At 62.3% G+C, this 19,203-nt stretch carries 26 protein-coding genes and 1 tRNA gene; 12 read left to right on the forward strand and 15 right to left on the reverse strand.

The genetic code is table 11. The features are described from left to right. Positions 1 to 313 precede the first annotated feature (313 nt). Positions 314 to 862, reverse strand: coding sequence for a terminase family protein (locus M727_RS0127855; RefSeq protein ID WP_023803840.1), 549 nt, complete (start codon positions 860 to 862; stop codon positions 314 to 316). 79 nt (positions 863 to 941) lie between these two features. Then, positions 942 to 1,352 carry a hypothetical protein gene (locus M727_RS37725; RefSeq protein ID WP_245269026.1) on the reverse strand — a complete coding sequence of 137 codons (411 nt, stop codon included), beginning with the start codon at positions 1,350 to 1,352 and terminating at the stop codon, positions 942 to 944. Positions 1,353 to 1,693: 341 nt separating this feature from the next. On the opposite strand from M727_RS37725, the gene M727_RS0127865 reads away from it, so the two are divergent. After that, a complete protein-coding gene (locus tag M727_RS0127865; RefSeq protein ID WP_023803842.1) occupies positions 1,694 to 1,999 on the forward strand; it encodes a hypothetical protein in 306 nt (101 codons plus the stop codon). A gap of 51 nt (positions 2,000 to 2,050) precedes the next feature. Here the strand turns inward: M727_RS0127865 and M727_RS0127870 are convergent, their stop codons facing one another. After that, positions 2,051 to 2,485, reverse strand: coding sequence for a DoxX family protein (locus M727_RS0127870; protein WP_027155380.1), 435 nt, complete (start codon positions 2,483 to 2,485; stop codon positions 2,051 to 2,053). Positions 2,486 to 2,657: 172 nt separating this feature from the next. On the opposite strand from M727_RS0127870, the gene M727_RS0127875 reads away from it, so the two are divergent. Further along, on the forward strand, positions 2,658 to 3,080 hold the full coding sequence (locus M727_RS0127875) for an integrase core domain-containing protein (RefSeq protein WP_027155381.1): 423 nt from the start codon (positions 2,658 to 2,660) through the stop codon (positions 3,078 to 3,080). Positions 3,081 to 3,162: 82 nt separating this feature from the next. On the opposite strand, the gene M727_RS0127880 is transcribed toward M727_RS0127875, so the two are convergent. Then, positions 3,163 to 3,915 carry a tryptophan 2,3-dioxygenase family protein gene (locus tag M727_RS0127880; RefSeq protein ID WP_027155382.1) on the reverse strand — a complete coding sequence of 251 codons (753 nt, stop codon included), beginning with the start codon at positions 3,913 to 3,915 and terminating at the stop codon, positions 3,163 to 3,165. 155 nt (positions 3,916 to 4,070) lie between these two features. Here M727_RS0127880 and M727_RS0127885 point away from each other — a divergent pair, with 155 nt between their 5' ends. Then, positions 4,071 to 4,544 (forward strand): Lrp/AsnC family transcriptional regulator, encoded by a 474-nt coding sequence (locus tag M727_RS0127885; protein ID WP_027155383.1) that lies wholly within the window; start codon positions 4,071 to 4,073, stop codon positions 4,542 to 4,544. On the opposite strand, the gene M727_RS41840 is transcribed toward M727_RS0127885, so the two are convergent. Both M727_RS41840 and M727_RS0127895 read right to left on the reverse strand, forming a co-directional pair. Further along, positions 4,541 to 4,702, reverse strand: a complete 162-nt coding sequence (locus tag M727_RS41840) for a hypothetical protein (RefSeq protein WP_156941651.1) — start codon at positions 4,700 to 4,702, stop codon at positions 4,541 to 4,543. The two genes, M727_RS0127885 and M727_RS41840, sit on opposite strands and share 4 nt — an antisense overlap. Positions 4,703 to 4,795: 93 nt before the next feature. Next, positions 4,796 to 5,182, reverse strand: coding sequence for an ester cyclase (locus tag M727_RS0127895; RefSeq protein ID WP_027155384.1), 387 nt, complete (start codon positions 5,180 to 5,182; stop codon positions 4,796 to 4,798). Positions 5,183 to 5,297: 115 nt separating this feature from the next. Here M727_RS0127895 and M727_RS0127900 point away from each other — a divergent pair. The 3 genes from M727_RS0127900 to M727_RS0127910 all read left to right on the forward strand — a co-directional run bounded on the left by M727_RS0127900 (position 5,298) and on the right by M727_RS0127910 (position 6,161). After that, a tRNA-Gln gene (locus M727_RS0127900) sits at positions 5,298 to 5,371 on the forward strand. Between the two features lie 114 nt (positions 5,372 to 5,485). Continuing rightward, a complete protein-coding gene (locus tag M727_RS0127905) occupies positions 5,486 to 5,668 on the forward strand; it encodes a DUF3606 domain-containing protein (protein ID WP_027155385.1) in 183 nt (60 codons plus the stop codon). A 163-nt stretch (positions 5,669 to 5,831) separates the two neighbouring features. Next, on the forward strand, positions 5,832 to 6,161 hold the full coding sequence (locus tag M727_RS0127910; protein ID WP_027155386.1) for a GYD domain-containing protein: 330 nt from the start codon (positions 5,832 to 5,834) through the stop codon (positions 6,159 to 6,161). A gap of 70 nt (positions 6,162 to 6,231) precedes the next feature. Here M727_RS0127910 and M727_RS37730 read toward each other — a convergent pair whose 3' ends face one another. The 3 genes from M727_RS37730 to M727_RS0127925 all read right to left on the reverse strand — a co-directional run bounded on the left by M727_RS37730 (position 6,232) and on the right by M727_RS0127925 (position 10,463). Continuing rightward, positions 6,232 to 8,394: an EAL domain-containing protein gene (locus M727_RS37730; protein ID WP_084646925.1), complete on the reverse strand. Its 2,163-nt coding sequence runs from the start codon at positions 8,392 to 8,394 to the stop codon at positions 6,232 to 6,234. Positions 8,395 to 8,556: 162 nt separating this feature from the next. Then, complete coding sequence (locus tag M727_RS0127920) at positions 8,557 to 9,156, reverse strand: YdeI/OmpD-associated family protein (protein ID WP_027155387.1); 600 nt, start codon at positions 9,154 to 9,156, stop codon at positions 8,557 to 8,559. 404 nt (positions 9,157 to 9,560) lie between these two features. Continuing rightward, positions 9,561 to 10,463 carry a S1C family serine protease gene (locus M727_RS0127925; RefSeq protein ID WP_027155388.1) on the reverse strand — a complete coding sequence of 301 codons (903 nt, stop codon included), beginning with the start codon at positions 10,461 to 10,463 and terminating at the stop codon, positions 9,561 to 9,563. Between M727_RS0127925 and M727_RS42515 the strand changes: the two genes are divergently transcribed. Together M727_RS42515 and yghU are read left to right on the forward strand one after the other, a co-directional pair. Further along, positions 10,435 to 10,647 carry a hypothetical protein gene (locus tag M727_RS42515; protein ID WP_198032711.1) on the forward strand — a complete coding sequence of 71 codons (213 nt, stop codon included), beginning with the start codon at positions 10,435 to 10,437 and terminating at the stop codon, positions 10,645 to 10,647. The genes M727_RS0127925 and M727_RS42515 overlap by 29 nt on opposite strands. A gap of 42 nt (positions 10,648 to 10,689) precedes the next feature. Further along, the gene (gene yghU / locus M727_RS0127935; RefSeq protein WP_027155390.1) at positions 10,690 to 11,556 is read left to right on the forward strand and encodes a glutathione-dependent disulfide-bond oxidoreductase; all 867 of its coding nucleotides are present in this window, start codon (positions 10,690 to 10,692) and stop codon (positions 11,554 to 11,556) included. An 812-nt stretch (positions 11,557 to 12,368) separates the two neighbouring features. Here the strand turns inward: yghU and minE are convergent. The 4 genes from minE to M727_RS0127955 form a co-directional block, all read right to left on the reverse strand. After that, positions 12,369 to 12,641, reverse strand: a complete 273-nt coding sequence (gene minE, locus M727_RS0127940; RefSeq protein WP_023803855.1) for a cell division topological specificity factor MinE — start codon at positions 12,639 to 12,641, stop codon at positions 12,369 to 12,371. Beyond that, a complete protein-coding gene (gene minD / locus M727_RS0127945; protein WP_027155391.1) occupies positions 12,638 to 13,453 on the reverse strand; it encodes a septum site-determining protein MinD in 816 nt (271 codons plus the stop codon). Before minD ends, minE begins: the two co-directional genes overlap by 4 nt. Before the next feature lie 102 nt (positions 13,454 to 13,555). Then, the gene (gene minC / locus M727_RS0127950; protein ID WP_027155392.1) at positions 13,556 to 14,341 is read right to left on the reverse strand and encodes a septum site-determining protein MinC; all 786 of its coding nucleotides are present in this window, start codon (positions 14,339 to 14,341) and stop codon (positions 13,556 to 13,558) included. A gap of 165 nt (positions 14,342 to 14,506) precedes the next feature. Beyond that, complete coding sequence (locus M727_RS0127955; RefSeq protein ID WP_027155393.1) at positions 14,507 to 14,944, reverse strand: hypothetical protein; 438 nt, start codon at positions 14,942 to 14,944, stop codon at positions 14,507 to 14,509. A 278-nt stretch (positions 14,945 to 15,222) separates the two neighbouring features. On the opposite strand from M727_RS0127955, the gene M727_RS0127960 reads away from it, so the two are divergent. After that, positions 15,223 to 15,936 carry an SOS response-associated peptidase gene (locus M727_RS0127960; RefSeq protein ID WP_027155394.1) on the forward strand — a complete coding sequence of 238 codons (714 nt, stop codon included), beginning with the start codon at positions 15,223 to 15,225 and terminating at the stop codon, positions 15,934 to 15,936. Here M727_RS0127960 and M727_RS0127965 read toward each other — a convergent pair. Next, positions 15,933 to 16,193 (reverse strand): hypothetical protein, encoded by a 261-nt coding sequence (locus tag M727_RS0127965; RefSeq protein WP_027155395.1) that lies wholly within the window; start codon positions 16,191 to 16,193, stop codon positions 15,933 to 15,935. The two genes, M727_RS0127960 and M727_RS0127965, sit on opposite strands and share 4 nt — an antisense overlap. Before the next feature lie 15 nt (positions 16,194 to 16,208). After that, positions 16,209 to 16,457: a hypothetical protein gene (locus M727_RS0127970; RefSeq protein ID WP_027155396.1), complete on the reverse strand. Its 249-nt coding sequence runs from the start codon at positions 16,455 to 16,457 to the stop codon at positions 16,209 to 16,211. A 175-nt stretch (positions 16,458 to 16,632) separates the two neighbouring features. Here M727_RS0127970 and M727_RS43860 point away from each other — a divergent pair, with 175 nt between their 5' ends. From M727_RS43860 to M727_RS0127985, 3 genes are all read left to right on the forward strand, one after another. Beyond that, the gene (locus M727_RS43860) at positions 16,633 to 16,764 is read left to right on the forward strand and encodes a hypothetical protein (RefSeq protein ID WP_280944181.1); all 132 of its coding nucleotides are present in this window, start codon (positions 16,633 to 16,635) and stop codon (positions 16,762 to 16,764) included. Between the two features lie 518 nt (positions 16,765 to 17,282). Further along, the gene (locus tag M727_RS0127980; RefSeq protein ID WP_027155397.1) at positions 17,283 to 17,981 is read left to right on the forward strand and encodes a GntR family transcriptional regulator; all 699 of its coding nucleotides are present in this window, start codon (positions 17,283 to 17,285) and stop codon (positions 17,979 to 17,981) included. A 120-nt stretch (positions 17,982 to 18,101) separates the two neighbouring features. After that, positions 18,102 to 19,094, forward strand: coding sequence for a tripartite tricarboxylate transporter substrate binding protein (locus M727_RS0127985; RefSeq protein WP_036263712.1), 993 nt, complete (start codon positions 18,102 to 18,104; stop codon positions 19,092 to 19,094). Positions 19,095 to 19,203: the final 109 nt, after the last annotated feature.

Here is a 19,203-nt window from a genome sequence, read left to right on the forward strand (position 1 = left end):
TCATGAAGGTGACGTGGCGGGTCATTTCTTCGCCCTCGCACTTGAATCATGTTGGCAGGCGCCGGCCGTATGGTGTTGTTTGGCCAAGATTTTTCTGGCCAAGGCGGCCGCTCTTCCTTCTCCCCTTGTGGGAGAAGGTGGCCTCGCCCACGGGTCTTGCCTCCGGCAAGCCCGAGGACAGGCTCCGCGAGGTCGGATGAGGGGTGCTCCAGATTGGCACCGACAGCACTCCGTCCAACACCCCTCTTCCGTCTCGGCGCTGCGCGCCGATCCACCTTCTCCCACAAGGGGAGAAGGCAAGGCCGCCGCCCCCTCACCCCATTCCCTCCACCGCTTCCGCCGACAGAAACAACAGCACCACTTCCGACATGCCGAGCAACGGCGTGAAGGTGACTATGGTGATGCCGCCTGTCGCGTTGGTGCGGGTCAGGCCTTCGGAATAGATGTCGAGCGGTGGTTCCTCGTCGAACCAGACGCCGTGCAGCGTTTCGCCCTGCCACTTTTCGCGGCCCTTCTCAAAACTCTTGAACGACAGCACCGATTCATCGGCCTGCACATCACCGCCGCCGCCATGGCGCACGACGACGCTGTCCAGCCCATGCGGCGCGCCGCGCCCCATGATGGTGCTGACAATGGCGTCGGCCGGGATCATGCCGGTGCCCCACGCCGCCGGCTGCTGCGGCGGGCCGATCAAAATGCGCTGCGGGTTGTCGCGCGTGCCCTCGGCGGTGACGCCGGCCGCCCACAGCCGCACGGCCGTGTCAAAAACCTTGCCTTGCCACCACTCGGGATAACGGCCGGTGAGATGCATCGCCCATTCGGCGCCGCCGGCCCTTGTCTTGCCGAGCTGGTTGCCGGCCATGAACAGGCGTTCTCGGTTGGCAGCGCCGGCCGCATGGAACTCGGCCTGTCGCGGGTAAGGCCGGTAGGCGGCAAGCTGGTTAGCGCGCCGCCTCCGGTCCAATTCCCTGAGCAGGCTCAGATACTCGGTCTTCGCTGTCGCGGCCCGGCTTTGCGAGGCCCGGTCTTGCGACGCCGGACTTTTCGAGAAACGGCCGCAGGACGGCTTCGAGGCCGCGGATGCGCTGCCTGATTTCGTCATCGCTCAGTGCTTCCAGACTGTTGATGTTGAGATGCAGATCCTTGGGCAGCACCGACAGCACGATCTTCAGATACTGATCGGGCTTTTCGGTGCGAACCTCGGCGATGACGCCGGCGCCATGCGCCCGGAAATCGGCGCGGATGGCGTCCAGAAACCCATCGGCCAGCGTCTTTTTCGCTCGCTTCGGCCGGCCGGACGGCTTGGGTTCGGCCACATCAGCCGGTTCGTCGTCGAAAGGATTCTCGGCCATGGCCTACCGCGATGCTGGTGATTGGCGAAAGCCGGGGTGACATCCAATCTCCCCCCAAGTGGGGGAGATGTCCGGCAGGACAGAGGGGGGCGCTGTCCCGCCGACATTTGCTATCGGCAACACGGGCACAAACGTTCGAGAAGGCTTGATATAAAAAAAACCGCCTCGGCGGGCGGGTCGTTGGCGCAAATCAGCACCATGACTATATTCCTAGCATAGCTGCCGTCACAAAGCAAGCGAAATCTCGCGGGCCGGCCTAAATTCGGCCGCGCGCCGCGCTATGGTGCAGGGATCGGAACCGGTGTTCGCGCGTTTGCAATTTTGCCAATGGGAGCAAAGCCATGAATGTCGCCAATCTGCAACTCGAGGGCCTGCTGATGGCCGTCGCATCGATCAATCAGGTCCTTGTCCGCAAGGGCGTGCTGACGGTCGAAGAGATCGACATCGCCTTGCGCAAGGCCGAAGCCAGCGAGACCAGCGAGGAGCGCTCCGAAGGCATGTCGGCGTCGAGCCGCGATGCCGTCAACTTCCCGATCCGGCTGCTGGAACTGGCGAACCAGTGTCAGCCGGAGGCGGACATGCCGTCCTTCTCCAAACTGGCGCGCATGGTCGGCCAGATGAAGGAACCCTACAACGACCAGATGTAACGTCGCGATCGCCTCGCCGTATCGGAACGCCGCTTGCCAGCCGAGCTACGATCACCTGGCCGATGCAGCCTTCCAGGTCAGCGCACGGCCCGGCCCATGCACGGCGGCAAACAGCAGCCCGGCCAGGAAGGTAAAATGATCGACGAAAAAGCCGAACTCGGCCTGGTTTCCGGCCCAGTGCGACGGCCCGTGGAAGGCAAAGGCGAGGAACAGCACATAGGCGCCGGCGACAAGAGCGGCCTGCGAGAACAAGGCGCCGGTCAGGAAGCACAGGACGAGGACGACTTCGAGCACGGCCGCGCACCAGGCCAGAAACCGCGGGAACGGAAATCCGGCGGCGGCGATGTAGCCCGCGGTGGCGCCCATGTCGATGAACTTGAAGGTCACCGCCATGAGAAAGACGGCTGCGAAGATCAGGCGGCCAATCAGGATTGCCGCGGTCTGCCACGGTGATTGAGCCGGTGATTGGGTGGTTTCCGATGACATGCCGTCCTCCAGGGTTGCGACCGATTTCACCCCAAGGACGTTACACCAGCCGCAAACCCGACATGCGGCGCTTCCCCTTCTCCCCTTGTTGTGGGAGAAGGTGGCCGCCCACGGGTCTTGCCTCCGGCAAGCCCGAGGACAGGCTCCGCGGTCGGATGAGGGGTGCTCCAGCTTGGCATCGCCGCATTCCGTCCAACACCCCTCATCCGGCTCGGCGCTGCGCGCCGAAGCGCTGCAGGGACCGCCCTTTGCCGATCTCCCCAAGGCCCAGGACGCCTTCGATCGCTGGCGCCACGTCTACAACACCGTGCGTCCGCACGACGCGCTTGGCGGCGCTGTGCCGCTCGACCGCTATCGCGTCTCGCAGCGCCAGTATCGCGAAATCGTCGAGCCGTTCGACTATGCCAAGGACGATCTCGTCCGCCGCGTTCAGCAGCATGGCTTCGTCTCCATCCTCGGCCACACCATGCGCCTGTGCAGGGCCTTCGCCGGCAAATCCGTTGCCTTTCGCCCAACCGCTGCCGACGGCGTCTTCGACGCCTGGTTCAGACACCAGAAAATAGAAGCCATCGACCTCAATGCCCTAGCTCGATAGGATGGCAAACTGTTCGCGATGTCCTCGCACACCTGTTCGCGATGTCCCCAGTCCAAACAAAGGGGAGAAGGTATCGCGGGCCTTACCCTGCCTTCGCCTCCGGGTGGCTGATCGGTGCCCGCACAGTCCCATACTGGCAGCTCCAGCGGTCGGTCATGTCGCAGCGTATGTCCCACAGCTCCGGGAAGAAGCGATGCAGGGCGCCGGCCTGCAGCAGTTCGACCGGCCGGCCCTTGAGCGATTTCGAGCCGAGCCCGATCGAGCGGTGGATGAGATAAAGATGATTGGCGCGGAATTTCTGGAACAGCTCGTCGAATTCGATCAGCGCCTCGGCGACGACATAGCTATCGCCGTGATCATAGCTGACATCGTAGACATCCTCGACCGAGAGCCCGCGACCATCGAGATAGGACGCCTTGAAGGCCCGCCACAGATCCGGCGGCATGCGCAGCAAGAGCTTGAAGCCCGGCGATTCCTGGCCGCTGCCATTGCCGAGCTGCAGCCGAATCTCCTGGTATTCCTTGGGCGACATGGTTTCGAGCAGGTCGAGCTGCGCCGTCATCATTCGCATCAGCCGATGCACCCGCCCCATCAGCGTGACGATGCGATGGGTGTTCTGCTGCTCGAGGAAGTCGACGACATCGACCAGCGTGTAGGCGATGAGCTTCATCCACAGCTCCTCGACCTGGTGGACGATCTGAAACTGCAGCTCGTCGGCATTGACCATCTCGGCCAGCGGCTTCTGGCAGGCGAGTAGCTTGTCGCAGCTGAGGTAGACGCCATAGTCGCGCATCTCGGGCGCTTCGATACGGGCATAATAATCCGGCTTGTGCATGGCAGCTGCTCCTTTGCCCGGCCCATAGGGCTCCCTGTTCGGTCCGAGCCCGCAGTTTAGTCGCTTTTCACTTGAACATTGTTCCTTTGTGTTATCCAAATGCCAGAAAATGGAGGACGAATATTCGTCCATTGCGAAGGATTGGAGAACACATGATGCTGGATGCCGTCGACCGGAAGATCGTCGCGGCACTGGAACGCGATGCGCGCACCTCCTTCGCAGTGCTCGCCGACGAGGTCGGCTTAAGCAAGACGCCGTGCTGGAAGCGGGTCAAGGCGCTGGAGGACGCCGGCATCATCCGCGGCTACTCGACGCGGGTCGACCCGGCCAAGCTCGGCTTCGGCATCGAAGCCTTCATCCAGGTGTCGATCGATTTCGAACTCTCCGAAGCCTTCGAGGCCGCCGTCCAGGCGCATCCGCTGATCCGGCGCTGCCACGCCACCACAGGCGAGGCCGACTATCTCCTGCAGATCGTGACCGTCGACATGATGGCGCTGGACAGGATGCTCCGCGTCGAGCTCAGCCGCCTGCCCGGCGTGCGCCGCACGATCACCTCGATGGCGATGCGCGAAATCAAGGATGACATTTCTTTCGCCAATGCCGTGGGGCATGCCCAGCAGAAGGCTTAAGGCGTGTAGCCCAGCGCGGCCAGCGCCGACAGCCCTGCAGCCAGGCCAATTGCGATAACAATGCCGAAATGCCGTTCCAGGAATTTGCGCCCCTGCCAGTCGTATCGCATATCTGAAAACTCCGCCGCGTAATCTGGGGCAGCGTGTTCAGGCGTCAAGGCCGGGTCCTTGCCAGGCGGTGGGCAGGCAGCTGCCATTGTTCATATCGTGGCTCATATCGGAACGTGGAACGACGGCCGAGCATTCTCGCGCTAAAGCTGAGCTTCGATGGCAGCCTTGTCTATGACAGACCATACTTCTACAATCTTTTTGTCCCCAAATTCATAGATAACATTCTCGGCAAAGGAAACTCTCCTCCCATTTACAGGGAGGCCGAGGAAGCTTTCTTTCGGCGCGCAGTCGAACCCTAGCCGGCTCGCTATGTAGGGCGGATCGGAAATCAGCATCTGGACGTTGAAATAAAGGTCCGGAATTTCAGCAAAGTCTCTCTCCAGCATTTTGCGATAGCCTGATAGACCGAGCCGCCGGCCGTTGTGGATCACCTCATCATCAACGAACTGCCCCAGCTTCGGCCAGTCCTGCTTGTTCAGGCAGGCAATGTAGTCTCGGTAGAAGTCGGAGAGGTCGGTTCTAGTCACGGCGATTGCTCCCGTCCCTGCAAGGCCCCGCTGAAAGCTCATGCTCAAGCCGATGATGACATGAAGCAGCTTCATGCGCGGATGAGAAAGTGCTAGATAGCGTCACTTCCTCTATTCCCGCTTCGTCTAATGGTAGGACAGCGCCCTTTGAAGGCGTGAATCGTGGTTCGAGCCCATGAGCGGGAACCAGCATCGCCCCGCCGGGCAACCGGTCAGAGCGGCGTGCCTCCCCTTTTCCAAACCGGCAAGGATGGTCGGGCGGATCAAGGAACCCTATAACCACCAGATATGACGGAGGACGACATGGCCGACGACAAATCCAGGAGCAAGCAGGACCGCAAACCGGCCGCCGGCGAGGAGCCTTACGACGTAGCGGCGTTTGCGAAAAAATACGGCATACCGCCGAGCGAGGCCGCGACCATCATCAAGCGGTACGGGCCTTCGAGAAAGAAGCTCGACGCGCATATGGCGAGCCGCAACGCCTGATCCGCATCGGCGGCGGCCTGCAGGATAGGTGTTGCGATTATATTAGCCTGAGCGCATATTTTGTCAGCCGGTGAACCAACCAAGCCGGTCAGGCTCGGCGCCAGCCCCCCTCGATCCCCTCGACGCCGAGCCGCTGGGGGATCGGCGGCCCTGGAGGCGAACCATGCCCATGTATCTCTCACGATTCAGCTATACGCCCGAGACCTGGGCGCGCCTGATCGAAAACCCCGAGGATAGACGCGAGGCAGCCCGCACCTACATCGAATCGGTGGGCGGAAAGCTGCACGGGTTCTGGTACGGCTTCGGAGAGCACGATGGCTGGAACCTGTGGGAGGCGCCAGACAACGTTTCGATGGCATCTGTCATGCTTGCCATTGGTGCGGGAGGAGCGCTCAGCTCGTACGAGACCACCGTTCTCCTGAGCGTCGAAGAGACGATGCAAGCGCTTGGCAAGGCGAAGTCGGTCCGCTATCGCCCGCCGGGAAAGTCCTGACCAGTCGCGCATCAAGGCGCCGGAACGGTTTTGCGGACTTTTCGCCCGGCTAGCCCGGAGAGATCCGGGGCTAGGCTCGCCGTCCGGCTGGCGCCGGCGCGCTCGCCCGTGCCTTGCTCGCCCGTGTCACGCCCGCTTGTGTCACGCCCGCTTGTGTCGCGCTCGCCCGGGTCGCGCACGCCCGCGCCACGATCGCTTGCAGCGGCTCCGGCCGGTGCAGCAGAAATCCCTGGCCGAAGTCAATGCCCATATCCGCGAGGATGTCGAGCGCATCCTGCGCTTCGATCTTCTCCGCCACCACGAAGCAGCCGAGGCTCCTGGCGATGCCCGATATCGCCGAGACGATTTCGCGGTCGAAGCGGCTGTCGGCAATATGCTCGATGAACGAGCCGTCGATCTTGATCGTGTCGACGGGAAAGCGCCGGAGATATTCGAACGAGCTCATGCCCGCCCCGAAATCGTCGAGGCTGACGCGGCAGCGCCGCTCGCGCGCCTTGCCGACGAACTGCTCGGCAGCTGCGAAATTGGTGACCGCGGCGGTTTCGGTGATCTCGAAGCCGATGCCGGAATGCGGCGCCCCGGTCTCGGCGATGACAGCGTCGACGAAATCCCAAAGCTGCGGGTCGCTCAGCGTCTGCGCCGACAGGTTGAAGCCGAGCGTCAGCGCCCCTGACTTCAGCGCCGGACCATGAAGCGACAGCGCCGTCCTGATGATCCAGCGGTCGAGCCGCGAGGCGACGCCGAACCGCTCCGCCGCCGGGATGAACTCGCCCGGCGGGATCAGCCGCCCGTTGCGCCCGGCGAGCCGCGCCAGGACCTCGACATGGCGGCTTTCTTGCCAGAGTTTGCCGAGCTGGTGGATTTCCTGGCCGAACAGTTTCAGCCTGCCGTCCGCCATGGCGTCGACGGTGTCGGCGGCCAGCCGCGCCGCATTGAGGCCGCTGGAACCGGATGTTGTCTCGGGCGAGAACACTGCGAAGCGATTGCGCCCGGCGGCCTTGGCCGCATAGCAGGCGTCGTCGGCGCAGGCGAGCGCGTCGGCCACCGCGGTATTCGCATCGGCGACAAAGGCGATGCCGATGCTGGCCGCAAGCTTGCGCGACGCCGCCGTCGAGCCGAGGTCGGCATCGCGAACCGCCGCGAGAACGGCGCCGGCGAGACGCTCGGCTTGCGCTGCGTCGCAGTCAGGCACCAGCAGCGCAAACTCGTCGCCGCCGAGGCGCGCGGCATGCACCGACGGCGGCAGACAGCCCAAAATGCGCTCGGCGACGCTCTTCAGGGCAAGATCGCCGGCGGCGTGGCCGGCGAAGTCGTTCAGTGCCTTGAAGTAGTCGAGATCGACGTAGAACACCGCGAGCCGGCGCGCCGTTGCGATGTGCTCGGCCAGCAGCCGGTCGAAAGCGGCGCGGTTCAGAAGACCGGTCAGCGCGTCATGGCGGGCCGCATGGGCAAGCTCCTGCTCGCGTTGCTTCGCCTCGGTGATGTCGCGCACCGTGCCCAGGATCTGGCCCGACGACTGGGCGTCGGCGAACCGTATCAGCGATTCGAGATGTCGGATTTCGCCGTCCCGCTTGATGATGCGGTATTGCACGGCGACGACCTTTTGGGTTTGCAGCGGCGCCAAATGGGCCCGCTCGGCGTCGGCCCTGTCGTCCGGATGCAGATAGCTGTGCCAGAGGTCTTGCGACACTTCGTCGGTGTCGGCGACAAGCCCGTAGATCTCCCGCGTGCGCTGGTCCCAGTAGCTTTTGCGTGCACCGATATCGTGGTGCCAGATGCCGGTGCCGCTGGCCGCCAATGCCAGGCGAAAGCGGACGTTGACCTGTTCGAGCTCTGCTTCCGCCTGCTTCTGCTTGGTGATGTCGGTCTGGACGCCCATCAGTCTGACCGGCCGGCCCTCGGCGTCGCGTTCGACCACTCCGCCGCGATCGAGAACCCATACCCAGTGACCGGATTTGTGCTTCAGCCTGAGCTCGGTCTCGATCGAATCGGTCAGGCCGGCAATGTGGCGTTCGCCGCTGGCCACCGCCCGCTCGCGATCGTCGGGATGCGTCAGCTGCAACCAGAGATCGCTTGTCTCGGCAAGCTCACCCTCGCCATAGCCGAGCATCTGCAACCACATCGCCGAGTAGAAACAGTCGCCGCTCCTGAGATCCCAATCCCAGACGCCAAGATGCGCGCGTTCGAGCGCCAGCTCCCAGAACTCTCCGTCGCGATTTTTCTTTTCGGCCATGCTCTGGACTTCGCCTGCCTCGTCGCCGCCATTATGAGGCAAAAGCAAAGAAAAATCCGTTACTGCGCAGCGGCTGGGGTGGACGGCCAATTTCTCTCACCCTGACACCGACGAGGCGGGAACTTTGCCGCAATGGCAGCCACAGCCGCGACGGCGCCAGCCTCACTTCTTCCCTTGCGGGTAGATCGCCTCACCGCGCGTCAGCATCTCGACGAAGGCGGCGATCTTCTTCTCGCGGCCAGCCTCGGTCTTCATGTTGTGGATGCGGAAGGCGAGCGCGAAGCGGTTCTGCGCGCTGAGCCCTGCCAGCATCGCCTTGGCCTCGGGCTCGGCGTCTATTGCGGCCTGCAGATCCGCGGGGATTTTCATGTCCTTGCCGCTTCCATAGGCGCGCGCCCAGCGCCCGTCGGCCTTCGCCGCATCGACCTGTTTGAGCCCATGCTCGGTCATCCGGCCCGCCTCGATCAGCCGGGCGACGTTGTCGACGTTGATCTGGCTCCAGATGCTCTTCCTGCCGCGCGGTGTGTAGCGCTGCAAATAGCTCTTGTCGTCGAGCCCCTTGCGCACGGCATCGATCCAGCCCCAGCACAGCACGACGTCGATGGCCTCCTTGGGCGTGATCGAAGGCAGTCCCGAACCGACCTTGTGGATCTTGATCCAGATTTCTGTCTCGGTTTCGTGATGCTTGCCGAGCCAGGTGTAGAAGCTCTCGGCATCGCTGAATTCGCGGACCTTGGCGGGGTTGACCTCGACCGGCGCCATCAGCGGGTCTGCCTTTGTGTTGTCGTCATCGGTTCTCCTTGTCGCTGCTTGGCTCCGATCGAATGGAGCAACGGCAACCTCGTTGCAAGGCCGGCGGGACAGCAAAACTGCCAATCTCCCCCCTTGTGGGGGAGATGTCCGGCAGGACAGAGGGGGGCGCGAAGGATCGCCATCGTCTCGTTACCTCTTGACCAACCGGGAATTGACATGAGGTGCAGTTGCAAAGGCTTGAAGGCTGGCGGGACAGCGCCCCCCTCTGCCCTACCGGGCATCTCCCCCACGAGGGGGGAGATTGGCAGCGTCGCTGTCCTCGCCCGAGCTCATGGCGGTTCTTCCAATCGTGATGTAACAACGTCCTGGCAGAACCGGTTCCTCCTGCTCGCCTTGTGGGAGAAGGGGGAGCTTCACTGCAGCTGCGGTTTCTTGAGAAAGCTGTTGCGGTCGGCCGACTTGACGCGCAGCCAGGTTTCGCGGCCGTCGCGCACAACACGCAACGGGATCTCGGCGCCCGCCGGGTTCTGCCACAACTTGCGGTAGAAATCGGCGAGCCCGTCGACTTCGCCGTCGCGCACATCCGAGATGATGTCGCCCTGGCGCAGGCCGGCTTCGGCGGCCGGGCTGCCTTCGGCGACGCTCATCACCACGACCTCGCCATTGCTTTCGGCGGAGAAGGCGCCGAGCCATGGGCGCGGTGGCTTGGCAACCTGGCCGCGTGTCAGCAGATCGTCGAGGATGGGCGGCAGCAGGTCGATCGGCACCACCATGTTGATATCGGCGATCTCGCCGGCGCGGCTCATCTGCAGACGCAGCGAACCGATGCCGAGCAGCCTGCCGTCCTGCCCGATGAGGGCCGCACCTCCCCATGACGGATGAGCCGGCGCGGTGAAGATCGCCTCGTCCAGCAGATATTCCCAATAGCCGGCGAATTCCTGCTTGGTGACGATGTACGCGCTGACCGCCTGGCCGATGCCGTCGGCGAGCACCACCGGGTCGCCGGCCATCGCCCTGGCCGCGTCGCCGAAAGCCACTGCGGGCAGGCCGAGCGGGGCCAGCGCCTGCACCAGGCCGAAGCCCGTTTCCTGGTCGTAGGCGAGCGCGTGCGCGGGAATCACGCGCCCGTTGTGGTCGGTCAGCCAGACTTCTTCCGCCTCGGTGATGAGATAGCCGATGGTGAGCACCAGGCCGTTGTCGCGAATGACCACGCCGCTGCCTTCCCGGCTGGTGCCTAGCGCATTCGCGGTGAAGGCATCATCCGGAATCGACGCGCGCACCGTCACGATGGACCGCAAAATCGTATCGATGGTCATGCTCTCAATCCTGGCAATATTCACGACGACCGTTCAGATGGCCGGCATCTTCTATAGCTATGGCGCATGTGACGAGGCGCAAGGGCCGGATGCAATCGCGCAAGCTTGCGCTGCCGACACCGACAATAGTTCAACACAAGTTGAACTTCCGTCAGCCCGCACTATCTGTATCTATGCAAGCTGATCCTCCCCAAGACCCTCTCCGCTCACATCAAAGGCCTCCGAAATGAACCAATACACACCGCCGAAAGTATGGACCTGGAACAAGGAAAATGGCGGCGCCTTCGCCAGCATCAACCGGCCAATCGCCGGCCCGACGCATGACAAGCAGCTGCCGGTCGGCAAGCATCCGCTGCAGCTTTACTCGCAGGCGACACCAAATGGCGTGAAGGTGACGATGATGCTGGAGGAGCTGTTGGCGCGCGGCCACAAAGGCGCCGAATATGACGCCTGGCTGATCGGGATCAACGACGGCGACCAGTTCGGCAGCGGCTTCGTCGAGGTCAATCCCAACTCCAAGATCCCGGCGCTGATGGACCGCAGCGGGCCAAAGCCGATCCGCGTCTTCGAATCCGGCTCGATCCTGCTGCATCTGGCCGAGAAATTCGGCGAGTTCCTGCCGACCGAGCAGCCGGCGCGCGCAGAAACCCTGTCGTGGCTGTTTTGGCAAATGGGCTCGGCGCCCTATCTCGGCGGCGGCTTCGGCCATTTCTACGCCTACGCACCGGAAAAATTCGAATATGCCATCGACCGCTTCGCCATGGAGGTGAAGCGCCAGATGGACGTGCTCGACCGGCGCCTGGCGGTAAGCGAATATCTCGGCGGCGACGCCTACACGATTGCCGATATCGCCGTGTGGCCCTGGTATGGCGGGCTGGCCAAGGGCCGCATGTACAACGACGCTGGCGAGTTCCTGTCGGTGCAGGAATACAAGCACGTGCAGCGCTGGGCCGACGCGATCGACGCACGGCCGGCGGTGCAGCGCGGCCGCATGGTCAACCGCGCCTTCGGCGAGCCGGCGATGCAATTGCACGAGCGCCACGACGCCAGCGACTTCGACACCAGGACGCAGGACAAACTGGCGGCGGAGTGATCAGAGCGACGGAGCTGGGGGGGGGGGACGCTGCGAGTATCGGTCACATGCACCCGGAGATATATACTGGTTGACTAAAGTAACGGAACGTCCAAGGCACATTCCCAGAACCGAACATGTCCGCTTTCAAGCGGTTTAGACCATACTGTCTATCTGATGAACATCATGATCTAGGCATGTTTATATTTGTGGTGGCCGACCTGAATCTCGAAACCGCATGCAGTCTCGACGGTCCAGTACTCGCGGGTCGCGGTCACTGCGTGTCTTTCGTTCGGCCCTATAGATCAGCCGGACGACGGACAAAAAATATCCAAGCTGCAGAACGATCAAGGTGAGGACCGTCCAGCCCAGCGCCTTCCAGATTGAACCCGTTGCCAAAAAAGTCGAGAGCGCCACGACGAATGACGCGGCGGTCATCCCCACCAGGAACTGTGGAAAGTTCATCGCTTTTCAAGGCCGCCCCGGAGCTTCTAACCGCCGCGACGACCACCCTTGCCCATTTACCCCAGACCAACGTTTTCACCCTTTGGACGGTTGCGCAAGTGGCAAATGGATGGGAATGTGCGTATGTTTAACGCAACCTATGGTTGACATAAAAATAAAAAGATGTCGGCGGGACAGCACCCCCTCTGTCCGGCCGGACATCTCCCCACTTGGGAGATCTGCAGCTTCGGCGCTCCGCGTCCTCTTGCGCCGCTGCAGATTGGCGAAAGCAGTCGTGACGGCCGATCTCCTCCCTTGAGGGGAGATGGCCGGCAGGCCAGAGGGGGCGCTGTCCCGCCGGCGTCAAAAACTACTACAGGCGCAAACGCTCAGGCCGACATGGCCAGCGGCCTTGCGCTCTTGTTGGGGATCTGGATGTCGATCTCCAGCGTCGACATCGTCTCGCCGCGATCCATCGAGACCTGCAGATAATCCTGGTCGATCTGGACATGCCTGGCGATGACGGCCATGATCTCCTCGCGCAGCACCGAGACGAGATCGGGCTGGCTGCGGTTGCGGCGCTCATAGGCGAGCAGCACCTGCAGCCGCTCGCGCGCCACCGGCGCGCTGCCGCGCCGCTTGAAGAGGTCTAACAGGCTCATGCTGCCCTCCTTCCAAAAAGCCGATCGAGAAAGCCCTTGCGCTCGAACGGCACGACGACCGGCAGGTCCTCGCCCTCGAGCCGTTTGGCCGCCTCGATATAGGCGCGGGCGGCGGAGTTGGTCGGATCGCTGAGTGTCACCGGCGACCCGAGGTTGGAGGCCTTGAGCACGTCCTGGCTCTCGGGAATGATGCCCAGCAGCGGCGTCGACAGGATCTCGAGCACGTCATCGATCGAGAGCATTTCGCCGCGCGCCGCGCGCGCCGCATCATAGCGCGTCACCAGCACATGCTTGGCGATCTGCTCGCCCCGCTCGGCCTTGATGGTCCTGGCGTCGAGCAGGCCGATGATGCGATCGGAATCGCGCACCGAACTGACTTCCGGGTTGGTGACGATGACCGCCTCGTCGGCAAAGCGCATGGCAAGCTGCGCGCCGCGCTCGATGCCGGCCGGGCTGTCGCAGAAGACGTAGTCGAATACCGAGCTCAGCTTTTCGATCACCTCGCCGACGCCCTCCTCGGTCAGCGCATCCTTGTCGCGCGTCTGCGAGGCCGGCAGCAGGAACAGCGTCTCGACCCGCTTGTCGCGGATCAGCGCCTGCGACAGCTTGGCCGTTCCCTGGATGACGTTGACCAGGTCGAACACCACCCGCCGCTCGGCGCCCATGATCAGATCGAGATTCCTCAAACCCACGTCGAAGTCGACCAGCGCCACCCTCTTGCCGGTTCTCGCGACGGCGGCGCCAAGGGCGGCCGTCGAGGTCGTCTTGCCGACGCCCCCCTTGCCCGAGGTGACCACCACAACTTTGCCCATCTATGCCTCCTTATTGTTGTTCGTATTGTTAAGCGTTTGATTTATGCGATGCGCTTAAGTCTTTGTTTCTATTTCGAAACCGCTGCGTACTTTCGAGTAACTTCATTGGCTGAACGGCGCGATGCGCAGCGTGTCTTTTTCCAGAAACGCCTGCACCGCTTTTCCACGCAAGGCCGGCTCCATCTCCTCGGCGGTGCAATACCACCCGTCGACCGACAGCAGTTCGGCCTCGTTTTTGCGGCAGAAGATGCGCGCCGCCGAATGGCCGAGCACACCGGCCGACGCCCGCCCGCGCAACGTGCCGTAGACGTGGATCGAGCCGGCAGCGACGATCTCGGAACCGGAGGCGACCGAGCCCAGCACGATGACGTCGCCATGCGCGTGGAAGATCGACTGGCCCGAGCGGATCGGCGTCTTGACCATCAGCGTGGCCGGCGCGTCCGGCAGCCTGTCTTCTGGTTGCCTGTCTTCTGACTGCTTGCCCGGTTCCGCCCTGCCTTCTTCCGCCCTGCCCGCCTCTTCCGGCCTGCCGGCAGCCTTTTGGTCGGCCTGCATGAGCAGCCCGGCTGTGGCCTCTTTGGCGCCGATCAGCACAGGCGGCAGACTGGGCTCAAGCACCGTGTTGCCGTCGAGCTCGATGGCATAGATGCGGATGCCGCGCAGGCCAAGCTCGGCAACCAACGCTCCGATCTGGCTGACCGCGGGCTTCAGCGTGTTGAGGTTGAGCACCACCGGGCGGCCGGCAAAATAGCCGGGAGAATTGCCGATCCAGCGGTCGAGACTTTCCAGCCACTCCGAAAGCGGCGTCTCCGGGGTGAGCGTGAAGGCGACGAAGGAGCGGGCGCGAAAGCGAATGGATTTGGTCTCGACGGGGGCGGCGAAGGTCACGGACAGCGATTCCTTACTGATAGGTAAACGCTAGCCAGCCATGGTTAACGAAAGGTTAACGGAGGGCTGTTTGCGGCGTCCGGAAAGCTGTTACTGACAGGCTCGGCGTGTCAGCAGCCGCAGACAACGCTGGAAATCGCCGGCCCCTCCTCGTCACCTTGCTGGCTAAGTGCCCTTCGCTGCGTCCTCGATCAGTTCCGCCAGCAAGCTAGAGAACCGCTCGTCAGCCCTATCCCCGATGTTTCCCACTTCTCTTGCCACCATCCCCGGCGAAGAGACCGACACTTGTCCACTCAGCTGAACGTTGACCGTGAACGTTCTTCCGACCACCTCCTTTTCCGTTCCCCGCTTCCTGTAGATTCTGAACCGAATAGATGGTGTTGATGCTTTGGCTTGGCGGCGTGGCGCGGTGTCCATCTCGACGGCCACCTCGCCTGCTACGTCAGCCCTGGCCGTTTCCAGCGACGCAATCACGACGTCGTTTAGCCAGGCCCTTGCTTGCGCGCCGAAGTCCACCCCCTCGGCCTTCTCATTGCCGACCTTCTCCTCTTGCTCACGGCGAGCTTCCTTGCCGCGGTCAAGGGCATCTTTGAACTTGGACATGGTGGTTTGCCTCCAATTGTGAGCGCATGAGACCAGCTGTCACATCGCCATGCTCCTCCTAATGGGTAGAACGCGCGCGAGCGGTGTGCGTTGCGTAGGCGGAGCCCGCGGTGCGCCGTGCTGCGCGCGGCGGTATCCTTCTGCCGCGGTCGATCGCCGGGATGGCGGCGGTGATCGTGGCGCTGTGGGCTGGGGTAGCGTGTCAGCAGCCGGCCGGACAGCGCTGGAAATTACCTGCCCTTTCCCACAAGATGCCTGAACATTGCTGAGGGCTCGACATGTGCAACCTCTACAACATCACCACCAGCCAGGAGGCGATCCGCCAGTGGACCCGCGCCCTGCGCGACAATCTCGGCAATCTCGAGCCCTCCATCGACATCTATCCCAACCAGCCCGGCCCGGTGGTGCGCAATGCGCCGGACGGGACGCGCGAGCTGGCCAACCTGCTGTGGGGCATGCCGACGCCGATCGAGCGCGTGAAGGGCAAGGCCGACTACGGCACCACCAACATCCGCAACCCGCAATATGGCCACTGGCAGCAATATCTCGGCGTCGAAAACCGCTGCGTGGTGCCGCTCACCAGTTTTGCCGAACCGAGCCCAACGCCGGGCGACAAGGACCCGGATACCGGTATCCAGAAAAACTACTGGTTCGCGCTGAACGAGGCGCGGCCGCTGTTCTTCTTCGCCGGCCTGTGGACGCGCTGGCAAGGCGTGCGCAAGGTCAAGGACGGTCCCGGCGACTTCGAGCTCTACGGCTTTCTGACCACCAGGCCAAACGCGCTGATCGCGCCGATTCACGAGAAGGCGATGCCCGTGATCCTGACCACGCAGGAGGAAACCGAGACCTGGCTGAGCGCGCCGTGGTCGCAGGCCAGGCACCTGCAGCGCACGGCAGCGGACGACGCGCTGGTGATCGTCGACAAGCCGGCGACGCAGATAAAATTTCCGCCGCAGGCGCCACAGGCGCCGGTACAGGGTTCGCTGTTCTAAAGCTTGAATTTCTGCAGCACCCAGATGTAGCCTTTTGGCGGATGGTCCTGGTCGACGAACTGGGTCTTCACCGTCGTGTCCGTTCGGCTACACCGCTTGCATCTGAATCGGATGGTCTCCAGCGGCTTGTTCCAGCCCACCACCTTGGCCACGTCGTTGGCCCGAAAACGCCCGACATGGTAGCAGTGGCCGCACTCGACGATCAGCAGCATGTTGGCCTTCGCGGCACGTCCAACGCTGTCCATCGGCCCGGCCATGGCCTCATTTCCGAGTCAAATAGCCCTCGGGAAGCGGAAGCAGGCAAGATCCGGCATCCGGAAATCGGGCTCCTTCTCCGCTACGCTGGCCATCACCTCATGCAATTTTTCGACAAGCCCGCAAAGCTGCCAAAACAGCTCGCCCTGCGCCTTCAGATGCAGTTGCGACGAAAGCACCGTCCTGCGCAGGCTGAGAGCGTCGCTGATGATCGCCTCCGCATGCCTCGCCGACAGCCTGTCGAACCGGCTTTTTCGTCTGCCCATCGCGGCTCTCCCCAGTTTGTGAGCAATTGCCCCACCTCTGACAAATAGGAAGGTATTCCTCGCCAAGTCAATTCACACTTGATATTTTTGTTCCCATTTTGTTCAATTTGAACAGAAACTGTCGGAGGCATCGCCATGGACGTGACGCTGGTCAGCCGCCAGGAGGCCGCCTTCAGTGATCGCAGAAAAATTCATTGCACAGCACAAGGGCGACGCGGTGAAGGCACTCAAGGAAATGATCGTGCTGAACGGGCATCTGCAGGAGCGGCTTGACGCTGTGGAGGGACGGCGCCGGGCGACGCGGTAAGCGCTTAGAGATGACGGTTGCAGGACGCGTGTTCAATCGTGCCGTTCAAAGGTCGGCTTAGCGCCTATCTCGGTCGTTCCACCGGCGCGCCCCGTCCCTTAAAGCGGACATCCCTCGTTCCTACGCTAGCGGCGACTTCGCGCCAATACCAGTCAGCCAGATGCATACTCGCGGATGACCGCAATGGGGCCGCTTCCAGACACTCCGGTTTTGCAACCTGATCAGTGGATAGCTGCCGTTCTGCAGCCGATCCTGATGCTTGTGGCTGTTCACCCAGACCACGTTTTATCATCAGATCGAAGCGCATCACCTCAAACACCGTTCTCGATAGATGTAAGGCAAAGCCGAATCCCCATCTAAACATAGATGCAAAAGCCAGATGACCAGAGCCTCCCATTAATCAGGCCGCCAGTCGTCTGAAAAGCCCGCTGAAGGATGCGCAACTCCATGACACACTAATATATTAATAGCGCATTGCGGTTGATTTGAGTTAAGTGGGGAGCGCTGGAAGGAAAATCATGCATAACCTGGAAAGCTCGAAACTCAATCGCTCGCAGCCCGCAGTCCCACAGATCGCCTCCGATCTTCGAGGACGCATATTGTCGCTTGAGCTTAAGCCAAACGCCCCACTGTCACGACAAGTCTTGCAGGCCGAGTACAATGTGAGCCTCACCCCCATCCGGGACGCGCTACAGCAGCTCGCTGAAGAAGGACTGGTGAAGGTTTTCCCGCAGGCGGGCACCTATGTCTCCCCGATCAGCCTATCCCGGGCGTATCGAGGCCATTTCCTACGCGCCGCAATCGAGTTTGAGTTAGTGCGCAAATTGGCGGAGGTGGAGAACGCCAAACTTGTCCAACTGCTGCGAACCATTGTTGCTGAGCAGGACGCGATTACAGCTGATGCCGGTGTCGAGCAGTTCGATCGGTTCGAACGTCTAGACCGGAAGTTCCACCGGACGCTATTCAACGCCGGGCAAATCGAGCCACTTTGGGAAACCGTGCGCCGACACTCCGGCGACATCGACCGCCTCCGGAGTTTGACTCTACCTCGGCCAGGCAAAATGGAATCGATCGTCGCAGGTCATACAGCTGTGGTTGATAATCTGGCCAAGCGATCTCAAGAGGGTGCCTACCAAGCCATGCGAACTCATTTGTCTGAGACGCTGTCACTGGCTGAGGCAGTTCGAAGCGCGCATCCGGATTACTTCGTAACGTGATGCGGTCTGCCACAGTGCCGCCCAAGCAGGCTCTCTTTCGCCAAGTTCCCTTCGACACGCGCATTGACCGACTAATATATTAGTGTATCGTTTTGGCCTTGGAGGTCTTTTTTGACCACCATGACCAAAAGGGAGGAGAATATGAATCGTCGCCACATGCTCGCGTCGCTGTTAACAAGCGTTGCGCTACTTTCAGCCCCCGCCTTTGCGCAAGAATATCCGCAAGGCCCGATCAAAATCATCGTGCCTTTCCCCGCCGGCGGGTCGTCGGACACGACCGCCCGCTCCGTTGCTTCGGCCCTCGAGAAAGAACTCGGCCAGTCCGTCGTGGTGGAAAACATGCCGGGGGCGAATGGCCGTCTCGGCGCGACCACGGTCGCGAAATCGAAGCCCGATGGCTATACTCTATTGGTGGCTTCGATCGGAGTATTTTCGATCAACGCCGCCCTGTTCACCGACATGGATTATGATCCGCTTACCGATTTCGACCTGTTGACCGTCGCCGTGCGCACACCCAACGTGTTGGTGGCCAACCCAGGCTTTGCGGCCAAAACCCCCCAGGAGCTCGTCGAGCAGCTGAAGGCCAAACCGGATACCGTAACCTTCGCTTCCTCTGGTGTAGGCTCTTCGGACCATCTGACGGCCGAGTTGTTCTGGAGCGAATCCGGCACGACCGGCATCCACGTTCCGTATCAGGGCGGCGGTCCCGCCATTGCGGACCTCGTCGGCGGCCACGCCCAAGTCAGCTTTCAGAACCTCGGCGCAGTGAGCTCGCATATCAAGGAGGGCGGGCTCAAGCTTCTGGCTACAACCAGCGAACAGCGACTTGAAGCCTTTCCAGACGCGCCAACCATGGCCGAAGCAGGCTTCCCCGGGGTCACCGTTTATTCCTGGCAGGCAGTGGGCGCGCCGGCGGGCCTGCCGGAAAACGTGCGTGCAAAGCTTGAGAGCGCTTTGCAGACGGCCCTCAAATCCCCCGAGTTGACCGAGAAGTTCAAGGGCATGGGCTTTGAGGTCGTCGGCAATACGGGCGCCGAATTCGAAGAGTTCGCCAAGGCCGAGGTCGCTCGCTGGACCAAGGTCGTCCAGGCCGGCGGGATCAAGCCGGAATAGGACAACAGCGGGCGCTGGATCGCTATGTCCAGCTCGCGGTTCGCGACAGGCCAAGACCTTTACTGGTCTCTGCCGCCAATGCACCGGCGTGCGCCTAAACCCGCATATC

Origin of the sequence: Mesorhizobium sp. WSM2561 (assembly GCF_000513915.1) — a bacterium.
GTDB lineage: Bacteria > Pseudomonadota > Alphaproteobacteria > Rhizobiales > Rhizobiaceae > Mesorhizobium > Mesorhizobium muleiense.

What these genes read in the sequence shown, in the direction of transcription:
- M727_RS0127855 (WP_023803840.1), bottom strand. Translation starts at nt 862, where the DNA reads ATGGCCGGCAACCAGCTCGGCAAGACAAGGGCCGGCGGCGCCGAATGG.
- M727_RS37725 (WP_245269026.1), bottom strand. Translation starts at nt 1,352, where the DNA reads ATGGCCGAGAATCCTTTCGACGACGAACCGGCTGATGTGGCCGAACCC.
- M727_RS0127865 (WP_023803842.1), top strand. Translation starts at nt 1,694, where the DNA reads ATGAATGTCGCCAATCTGCAACTCGAGGGCCTGCTGATGGCCGTCGCA.
- M727_RS0127870 (WP_027155380.1), bottom strand. Translation starts at nt 2,485, where the DNA reads ATGTCATCGGAAACCACCCAATCACCGGCTCAATCACCGTGGCAGACC.
- M727_RS0127880 (WP_027155382.1), bottom strand. Translation starts at nt 3,915, where the DNA reads ATGCACAAGCCGGATTATTATGCCCGTATCGAAGCGCCCGAGATGCGC.
- M727_RS0127885 (WP_027155383.1), top strand. Translation starts at nt 4,071, where the DNA reads ATGCTGGATGCCGTCGACCGGAAGATCGTCGCGGCACTGGAACGCGAT.
- M727_RS0127905 (WP_027155385.1), top strand. Translation starts at nt 5,486, where the DNA reads ATGGCCGACGACAAATCCAGGAGCAAGCAGGACCGCAAACCGGCCGCC.
- M727_RS0127910 (WP_027155386.1), top strand. Translation starts at nt 5,832, where the DNA reads ATGCCCATGTATCTCTCACGATTCAGCTATACGCCCGAGACCTGGGCG.
- M727_RS37730 (WP_084646925.1), bottom strand. Translation starts at nt 8,394, where the DNA reads ATGGCCGAAAAGAAAAATCGCGACGGAGAGTTCTGGGAGCTGGCGCTC.
- M727_RS0127920 (WP_027155387.1), bottom strand. Translation starts at nt 9,156, where the DNA reads ATGGCGCCGGTCGAGGTCAACCCCGCCAAGGTCCGCGAATTCAGCGAT.
- M727_RS42515 (WP_198032711.1), top strand. Translation starts at nt 10,435, where the DNA reads ATGGACCGCAAAATCGTATCGATGGTCATGCTCTCAATCCTGGCAATA.
- M727_RS0127925 (WP_027155388.1), bottom strand. Translation starts at nt 10,463, where the DNA reads ATGACCATCGATACGATTTTGCGGTCCATCGTGACGGTGCGCGCGTCG.
- yghU (WP_027155390.1), top strand. Translation starts at nt 10,690, where the DNA reads ATGAACCAATACACACCGCCGAAAGTATGGACCTGGAACAAGGAAAAT.
- minE (WP_023803855.1), bottom strand. Translation starts at nt 12,641, where the DNA reads ATGAGCCTGTTAGACCTCTTCAAGCGGCGCGGCAGCGCGCCGGTGGCG.
- minD (WP_027155391.1), bottom strand. Translation starts at nt 13,453, where the DNA reads ATGGGCAAAGTTGTGGTGGTCACCTCGGGCAAGGGGGGCGTCGGCAAG.
- M727_RS0127955 (WP_027155393.1), bottom strand. Translation starts at nt 14,944, where the DNA reads ATGTCCAAGTTCAAAGATGCCCTTGACCGCGGCAAGGAAGCTCGCCGT.
- M727_RS0127960 (WP_027155394.1), top strand. Translation starts at nt 15,223, where the DNA reads ATGTGCAACCTCTACAACATCACCACCAGCCAGGAGGCGATCCGCCAG.
- M727_RS0127965 (WP_027155395.1), bottom strand. Translation starts at nt 16,193, where the DNA reads ATGGCCGGGCCGATGGACAGCGTTGGACGTGCCGCGAAGGCCAACATG.
- M727_RS0127970 (WP_027155396.1), bottom strand. Translation starts at nt 16,457, where the DNA reads ATGGGCAGACGAAAAAGCCGGTTCGACAGGCTGTCGGCGAGGCATGCG.
- M727_RS0127980 (WP_027155397.1), top strand. Translation starts at nt 17,283, where the DNA reads ATGCATAACCTGGAAAGCTCGAAACTCAATCGCTCGCAGCCCGCAGTC.
- M727_RS0127985 (WP_036263712.1), top strand. Translation starts at nt 18,102, where the DNA reads ATGACCAAAAGGGAGGAGAATATGAATCGTCGCCACATGCTCGCGTCG.